General features: G+C 71.2%; 8 protein-coding genes. 3 read left to right on the top strand and 5 right to left on the bottom strand.

What is annotated here, in order from left to right; all coding sequences use genetic code 11:
• Window positions 1–24: 24 nt before the first annotated feature.
• Both nagB and ACFXA3_RS29345 read right to left on the bottom strand, forming a co-directional pair.
• A complete protein-coding gene (gene nagB / locus ACFXA3_RS29350; RefSeq protein ID WP_385191555.1) occupies window positions 25–810 on the bottom strand; it encodes a glucosamine-6-phosphate deaminase in 786 nt (261 codons plus the stop codon).
• Between the two features lie 209 nt (window positions 811–1019).
• A complete protein-coding gene (locus ACFXA3_RS29345) occupies window positions 1020–1781 on the bottom strand; it encodes an SDR family NAD(P)-dependent oxidoreductase (protein WP_385191554.1) in 762 nt (253 codons plus the stop codon).
• 85 nt (window positions 1782–1866) lie between these two features.
• Between ACFXA3_RS29345 and ACFXA3_RS29340 the strand changes: the two genes are divergently transcribed.
• The gene (locus ACFXA3_RS29340) at window positions 1867–2472 is read left to right on the top strand and encodes a TetR/AcrR family transcriptional regulator (protein WP_385191552.1); all 606 of its coding nucleotides are present in this window, start codon (window positions 1867–1869) and stop codon (window positions 2470–2472) included.
• Window positions 2473–2820: 348 nt separating this feature from the next.
• Window positions 2821–4290 carry a sensor histidine kinase gene (locus ACFXA3_RS29335; protein ID WP_385191556.1) on the top strand — a complete coding sequence of 490 codons (1470 nt, stop codon included), beginning with the start codon at window positions 2821–2823 and terminating at the stop codon, window positions 4288–4290.
• A 168-nt stretch (window positions 4291–4458) separates the two neighbouring features.
• Here ACFXA3_RS29335 and ACFXA3_RS29330 read toward each other — a convergent pair whose 3' ends face one another.
• Window positions 4459–4716, bottom strand: coding sequence for a WhiB family transcriptional regulator (locus tag ACFXA3_RS29330; RefSeq protein ID WP_004937597.1), 258 nt, complete (start codon window positions 4714–4716; stop codon window positions 4459–4461).
• 323 nt (window positions 4717–5039) lie between these two features.
• The gene (locus ACFXA3_RS29325) at window positions 5040–6005 is read right to left on the bottom strand and encodes a diacylglycerol/lipid kinase family protein (RefSeq protein ID WP_385191550.1); all 966 of its coding nucleotides are present in this window, start codon (window positions 6003–6005) and stop codon (window positions 5040–5042) included.
• Window positions 6006–6089: 84 nt separating this feature from the next.
• Between ACFXA3_RS29325 and ACFXA3_RS29320 the strand changes: the two genes are divergently transcribed.
• Window positions 6090–6527, top strand: coding sequence for a hypothetical protein (locus tag ACFXA3_RS29320; protein WP_385191548.1), 438 nt, complete (start codon window positions 6090–6092; stop codon window positions 6525–6527).
• Window positions 6528–6555: 28 nt separating this feature from the next.
• Here ACFXA3_RS29320 and ACFXA3_RS29315 read toward each other — a convergent pair.
• A partial coding sequence (locus tag ACFXA3_RS29315; RefSeq protein ID WP_385191546.1) for an RNA polymerase sigma factor SigF occupies window positions 6556–7356 on the bottom strand: 801 nt, incomplete at its 5' end.

The raw sequence follows: 7356 nt of genomic DNA, 5'->3' as shown, positions 1-7356 counted from the left end.
CGATCCTGACCCGCCGGACACCCCCTAAAGTCCCTGCCACGCGGGCTTGTTGGCGTAGGTGTGGCGGAAGTAGCCGGCCAGCTTCAGCTTGGATGCGGCGGCCTCGTCCACGACGACCGTCGCGTGCCGGTGCAGCTGCAGCGCGGAGGCCGGGACCAGCGCGGACAGCGGGCCCTCGACGGTCTGGGCGACGGCCTCGGCCTTGCCCTCGCCGGTGGCGAGCAGGACCAGGTGGCGGGCGTCGAGGATGGTGCCGATGCCCTGGGTGATGACGTGGTGCGGGACCTGGTCCATGTCGTCGTCGAAGAAGCGTGCGTTGTCGACGCGGGTCTGTTCGGTCAGCGTCTTGATCCGGGTGCGCGACGCGAGCGAGGAGCAGGGCTCGTTGAAGCCGATGTGCCCGTCGGTGCCGATGCCGAGCAGCTGGAGGTCCACGCCGCCGGCCTCCGCGAGGGCGCGGTCGTACGCCTCGCACGCCGCGACGAGGTCGTCGGCGGAGCCGTCGGGGCCCATGAAGGAGGCCTCGGACAGGCCGAGCGGTTCGACGACCTCGCGGAGCACGACGGCGCGGTAGGACTCGGGGTGGCCGGCCGGCAGGCCGACGTACTCGTCGAGCTGGCAGATGCGGGCGCGGCCGGCGTCGACCTCGCCGGCCTTGACCTTGGCGGCCAGGGCCTCGTAGACGGGCAGCGGGGTAGAGCCGGTCGCCACGCCGAGCAGGGCGTCGGGCTTGCGGCGGACCAGGGCGGCCATGGCCTCCGCGATGAGTTCGCCGCCTGCCTTGGCGTCCGGGACGATGACAACTTCCACGCGGGGCCTGCCGATCTGGAGTGGGGCGGTAGGGTGGTATAGACCAATCTAGCAGAGGCGGGGCCCTCCGCGGCCGGTCTTGCGCCCCCTTCCATCGTGGTCCGGATGCCCGCCGGCGGCTTCCCGGTGTCCCCTCGCGCACCCCGGCGCACACCCCCGTCGTGCACCGGGGTCCGGTCGGACCGGGCGGGCCCGCCGGCGGGCGCGGCTCACAGCAGGGACAGCTGCAGGCCGCCCGTCGCGTCCAGGTGCTGGCCCGTCACCCAGCGCGAGTCCGCCGAGGCCAGGAAGGCCACCACGTCGGCGACCTCCTCGGCCGTGCCCACCCGGCCGAAGACGGACCGGGAGGAGGCGTGCGCCCGCGCCGCCGGGTCCGCCAGCCAGGCCGCGTTGAGGTCGGTGTCGGTGATGCCCGGGCCCACCGAGTTCACGGTGATCCCGCGCGGGGCCAGTTCGGCGGCCAGGGACCGGGTCAGGGCGTTCACTGCGCCCTTGGCGGTGATGGTGGCCAGGATCGCCGGGAGGGCGATGTCCGGGGTGCCGGTGACGTTCACGATCCGGCCCCCGTCCGGCAGCCGCGCCAGTCCGTGCTTGATCACGAAGAACGGAGCCTTCGCGTTGAGCGCGTGGACCCGGTCGTACGTCTCCTCGTCGGTGTCCGCGAGGCCGGCGAACGTGGCGGCGCCCGCGTTGTTCACCAGGACGTCGACCGTGCCGGTGTGCAGCGGGTGGGCCTCGTACGCCGCCCACAGCGCCTGCGCGTCGCCCGGAACCCCGAGCTCGGCCCCGATCGCGAACGCCCTGCCCCCGGCCGCCCCGATCGCCGCGACCGTCTCCTTCGCCGCCGTCTCGTTGCGCCCGTAGTGCACGGCGACCAGTGCCCCGTCGCGGGCGAGCCGCTCGGACACCGCCCGCCCGATGCCCCGGCCGCCGCCCGTGACCAGTGCCGTCTTCCCCTTGAGCACGCCCATGACGCGCCCCCCTTCAGCATTTGCTAGTGGTCGCTATAGAAAGGGACCGTACCAGATTCCGTAGCGCCCGCTATAGAATGTGTGCATGGTGACCGGACAGCGGGGCAGGCCCCGCTCCTTCGACCGCGACGCCGCCCTCGACAAGGCGATGCTCGCCTTCTGGGAGCGCGGCTACGAGGCGACCTCGATCTCCGATCTGACCGCGTCCCTCGGCATCGGCGCGCCCAGCCTGTACGCCGCCTTCGGCGACAAGCGCAAGCTGTTCGACGAGGTCGTGGCGGTCTACGGCGGCCGGTACGCGGACTTCGCGGGCGTGGCCCTGGCCGAGGAGCCCACCGCCGGGGCCGGCCTGCGCCGCGTCCTGCGCGAGGCGGCCGAGATCTACACCGACCCGGCCCACCCGCCGGGCTGCCTGGTGATCAGCGCGGCCGTCAACACCACCTCGGACGAGGTGGCCCGGGCGCTGCGCGCGCGCCGCGAGGCCAGCCTGGAGCTGTTCGAGCGCCGGATCCTGGCGGACGTCGCCGCCGGCGTGCTGCCCGCCGGCACGGACGCCCGGGCGCTGGCCCGCTACGCGCTGGCGGTCCTGGTGGGGATGTCCCAGCAGTCGCGCGACGGGGCGGGCCGGGAAGAACTGGAAGCGGTTGCGGAGCTCGCGATGGGAGCCTGGCCGGGAAATTCCGCCTCGTGAGAATTCCTCTGGGCCACGGTGCCGGGACGGGACCCTCAACCCGTCCGGCACCGTAGCCCGGAGTACTTACGGCCGACAGGTGTGCGGTTCCCGTCGGCCGGTGGGAGGTGCCTGCGCGGTCAGGGCAGAGCGCGCGGCTTACCTCGATCCGTCCTCCTGTGCGGGGAGGGCGGAAGTATCACTCAATTGTGGACTAGACCAATCTGTTCTGTCCATCCAATGACGGGCTCTGCCATCCCGTCACTTCCTCCAACAGTACGCGGACCGGGCCCCTCCTGGATACTCCTGAGTAGTCGCCGTGGGGAAAGTCATGGCCCATACCCGGGGTACGCTCGGCCCGTGCCCTCCATGAACGACCTCGTACGCCAGCACACCGCTCTCAGTGAAACCGACCTGGAGTGGCTCCACCTGCTGGTCTCGGAGTGGCAGCTGCTCTCCGACCTCTCCTTCGCCGACCTCGTGCTGTGGGTGCCCACCCTCGACGGCACCCGGTACGTCTCGGTCGCACAGATGCGCCCCAACACCGGACCCACCTCGTACCAGGACGACATGGTCGGCCACTTGGTGCCGCGCGGCCGGCGCCCGCTGCTCGACGCCGCGCTCGACGAGGGCCGGATCGTGCGCGAGGGCGACCCGGAGTGGCGCGAGGAGGTGCCCGTCCGCGTCGAGTCCATCCCGGTGCGCCGCGAGGGCCGGGTGCTGGGCGTGATCGCGCGCAACACCAATCTGCTCACTGTGCGTACACCCAGCCGGCTGGAGCTCACCTACCTCCAGTCCGCCTCCGACCTGGCCCAGATGATCGCGGCCGGCTCCTTCCCGTTCCCCGGCCAGCAGGTCGACATGGACGCCTCCCCGCGCGCCGGGGACGGCCTGATGCGGCTCGACGCCGACGGCGTGGTCACGTACGCGTCCCCGAACGCCCTCTCCGCCTACCACCGGCTCGGCCTCGCCGCCGACCTCGTCGGCCAGCACCTGGGCACCACCACCGCCGAACTCGCCCCCACGCGCGGCCCGGTGGACGAGGCGATCGTCAAGCTCGCCAGCGGCTGGGCCCCGCGCGAGACCGAGGTCGAGGGCAACGGCGGGGTCATCCAGCTGCGCGCGATCCCGCTCAAGCCCAAGGGCGTCCGGATCGGCTCCCTCGTCCTGTGCCGGGACGTCACGGAACTGCGCCGTCGCGAACGCGAATTGATCACCAAGGACGCGACCATCCGGGAGATCCACCACCGGGTGAAGAACAACCTCCAGACCGTGGCCGCACTGCTGCGGCTGCAGGCCCGCCGGATGGATTCCGAAGGCGGCCGCGAGGCCCTCAACGAGGCCGTGCGCCGCGTCGGTTCGATCGCGATCGTGCACGAGACGCTCTCTCAGAACCTCGACGAGCGCGTCGAGTTCGACGAGATCGCCGACCGGGTGATCGCGATGGTCGCGGAGATCTCGCCCGGCAAGGTGGAGTGCCGGCGTACCGGACGGTTCGGGATCCTGGACGCGGAGGTCGCCACTCCGCTGTCGATGGTGCTGACGGAGATCCTCCAGAACGCCCTGGAGCACGCCTTCACCCAGGGGGAGGGCGGCCGGGTCGAGGTGTCCGCGATCCGCACCGGCTCCGGCCGTGCGGACGGCCGGCTGCTGATCACGGTGCTCGACGACGGCTGCGGTCTGCCCGAGGGCTTCGACCCGCAGCGGGCCGGGAACCTCGGCCTCCAGATCGTCCGGACCCTGGTCGAGGGAGAGCTCGGCGGCACGTTCGACATGCTCCGGGCCGAGCCGCGCGGCACCAAGGTCGTCCTCGACATCCCGGCCAGCCCGCAGAAGTAGTCACGCAGTGTGACGGAATGGATCCGGGATCCGGGGCCCGGATCCCGGTCGCACCCCGGACAGCACTGAGCCCCGGACCGAAAGTTCTCGGTCCGGGGCTCAAGAGCACGTTGCTGAGCGCTTGTCTGGTGTTGCTACGCGCTGCGGCTCGAGGCTCGAAAGTCGATGTCAGGCGGTCGCGTTGCGCGCCCGATTGCGAGCGGCGCGGCGCTTCATCGCGCGGCGCTCGTCCTCGCTGAGACCGCCCCAGACGCCGGAGTCCTGGCCGGACTCGAGCGCCCACTGCAGGCACTGCTCCATGACGGGGCAGCGGCGGCAGACGGCCTTGGCTTCCTCGATCTGCAGCAGCGCAGGACCGGTGTTGCCGATGGGGAAGAAGAGTTCCGGGTCTTCCTCGCGGCAAACGGCGTTGTGACGCCAGTCCATGGCTGCTCCATCTCCTTGTATTGCGGGCAGGTTGCTTGTGAATGTGAACGCTTTCACGAATCCCCCCGTGAGGGAAGGGCGACCGCCCAGTTTCCTGGAAGGTTCAGTCAGGGACTCGTGGAGGGGTTCTGGCGGTCTGTGTGGGTGCCGGGTTCTGCGGGCTGTCCCGATCGCCATGAAGAGATTCGCAAACCTCGGACGGGGATACAACCCCTTCCGGAAAGTTTTTTTTGATTCGTCGGTGTCTACTAGGTCACAGCCCTACATCGTGAGGGTGGACCGGCGTGTAAACGTTCGAGTGAAAGGACTTTGGGCCCTTCCACTCACACAATCACACGCAGTGCACGGCGTACGCCTGTGAACCGAACGCTGGTGCGCAGACCGAGGTGGTCTCCGTCCATCTGGAACGGAAGCGGAACCTTCGAATGCAAGGTGAAGTCGGTCAGATCGTGCAGAGACACCGCGTGCTTGCCGTGCGGACCGCGTTCAGGAGTCGAGGTCAGGAGCTGTGTCGCGTACCGCGCGACCGCCGGAGTTGACAAACGATTGAGCGCCAATACGTCAAGTGCGGTATCGAACGAGGCCTCCGGGGAGGCGTAAAGCGGACGATTGCCCAGATACGTCCACGGCGAGGTGTTGCAGACTATCGACAGCACCAGGTCCGTGACGGGATCCGCGCCGGGGCGCTCCAGCGTCACCGTGCCGTGGCGCCGGTTCGGCTCCTCCCAGAAGGTGCGCACCAGCTGCCGTACGTACAGGGCGTGCGTCGAACGCTTGCCGCGCTCGCGCTGCTGCTCCACCCGGCCCACGACGCCCGCGTCGAAACCGAAGCCGGCGCAGAACGTGAACCAGCGCGCCGGAGCCGACTCGTCCTCCGTGCCCGGGGTGCCGGCCGCCAGGCCCAGGCCCACCGTCCGCTCGCGCTGCTCCCGCCGCGCGTCCAGCAGGGCGCCGGTCGCCTCGACCGCGTCGTTGGGCAGTCCGAGCGCGCGGGCGAACACATTGGTCGACCCGCCGGGGACCACCGCCAGCCGGGGCAGGTGATCCGGATCCGGCCCGTCGTGCAGGAGTCCGTTGACCACTTCGTTGACCGTGCCGTCGCCGCCGAGCGCCACGACGAGGTCGATTCCGTGTTCGGCCGCCCGGCGGCCCAGGTCCCGGGCGTGCCCGCGGTACTCGGTGGTCACCGCTTCCAGCTTCATTTCGCTGGCCAGGGCGTGGGTCAGGACGTCGCGCGTGCGCGCACTGGTGGTCGTTGCTGCTGGATTGGCCACGAGAAGTGCACGCATGAACGCCAGCCTACCGACCCGTTCGGACGCCGCCCATACTGCCCGTCCCCTCCGGGCCCGCGGCAGCGCGGCTACCCTGCTGGGGTGAGTACGAAGCCCACCCCCGCCCCGGCCCAGCCGACCGCCCCGCTGCCCCGGCGGCTCACCGCAGCTGCCGTGCTGACCGCCCTGGAGGGCCTCGCGCTGGCCGGCCTCGGTGTCTACATGCTGTTCGTGGGCATCGCCGGCGACCCCGATTCCCCGCAGCAGGCCGAGACCGGCGGGATCACCTTGTTCGCGCTCGCCGCGCTGCCGCTGATCGCCGCGCGCGGGCTGCGGCTGGGCCGCCGCTGGAGCCGCGGGCCGGCGCTGATCACCCAGCTGATGGCGCTGCCGGTGGCGTGGACGCTGTACTCCACGGGCGGGGCGATGATCGCCGCCGCCGTGGCGCTGGCCGTGGCCGCGGTGGCCGTCGTGGCCCTGCTGGTGAACCCGACGGCGACCGTGGCGCTGGGAATCGGGCCCGGCGAGCAGACCCGATAGCCCCGGGGACGGTCCGTACCGTCCTCGCCTACTCCTCGACGAGGAGCTTCTCGCGCAGCTGGGCCAGGGTGCGGGCCAGCAGGCGCGAGACGTGCATCTGGGAGATGCCGACCTCCTGCGCGATCTGCGACTGGGTCATGTTGCCGAAGAACCGCAGCAGCAGGATCCGCTTCTCCCGCGGGGGCAGTCCCTCCAGGAGCGGCTTGAGCGACTCGCGGTACTCGACGCCTTCCAGCGCCTCGTCCTCCGCGCCCAGGGTGTCCGCCACCGCCGGGGATTCGTCGTCGGTGTCGGGCACGTCCAGGGAGAGCGTGCTGTAGGCATTGGCCGATTCCAGCCCCTCCAGCACCTCCTCCTCGGAGATCCCGAGCCGTTCCGCGAGCTCGTGCACCGTGGGGGAGCGGCCGTGCTGCTGGGACAGCTCGGCCGTGGCGGTGGTCAGCGAGAGCCGCAGTTCCTGAAGGCGCCGGGGCACGCGCACGGCCCAGCCCTTGTCGCGGAAGTGCCGCTTGATCTCGCCGACCACCGTCGGCGTCGCGTAGGTGGAGAACTCGACCCCGCGGTCCGGGTCGAACCGGTCCACCGACTTGATCAGGCCGATGGTGGCGACCTGGGTCAGGTCGTCCAGCGGCTCACCGCGGTTGCGGAACCGCCGGGCGAGGTGCTCGACCAGCGGCAGGTGCATCCGTACGAGCCGGTTGCGCAGCTCCGCCTTCTCCACCGAGCCGTCGGGCAGCGCCCGGAGCTCGATGAACAGGGCCCGCGCGCCGCTGCGGTCGCGCGGATCGGGCAGCACCGCGGGCACCGGCAGCACGGGTGCCGCCGGCGG

Source organism: Streptomyces sp. NPDC059456 (assembly GCF_042750055.1).
Lineage (GTDB): Bacteria > Actinomycetota > Actinomycetes > Streptomycetales > Streptomycetaceae > Streptomyces.
This window is presented reverse-complemented; position numbering and strand designations above follow the sequence as displayed.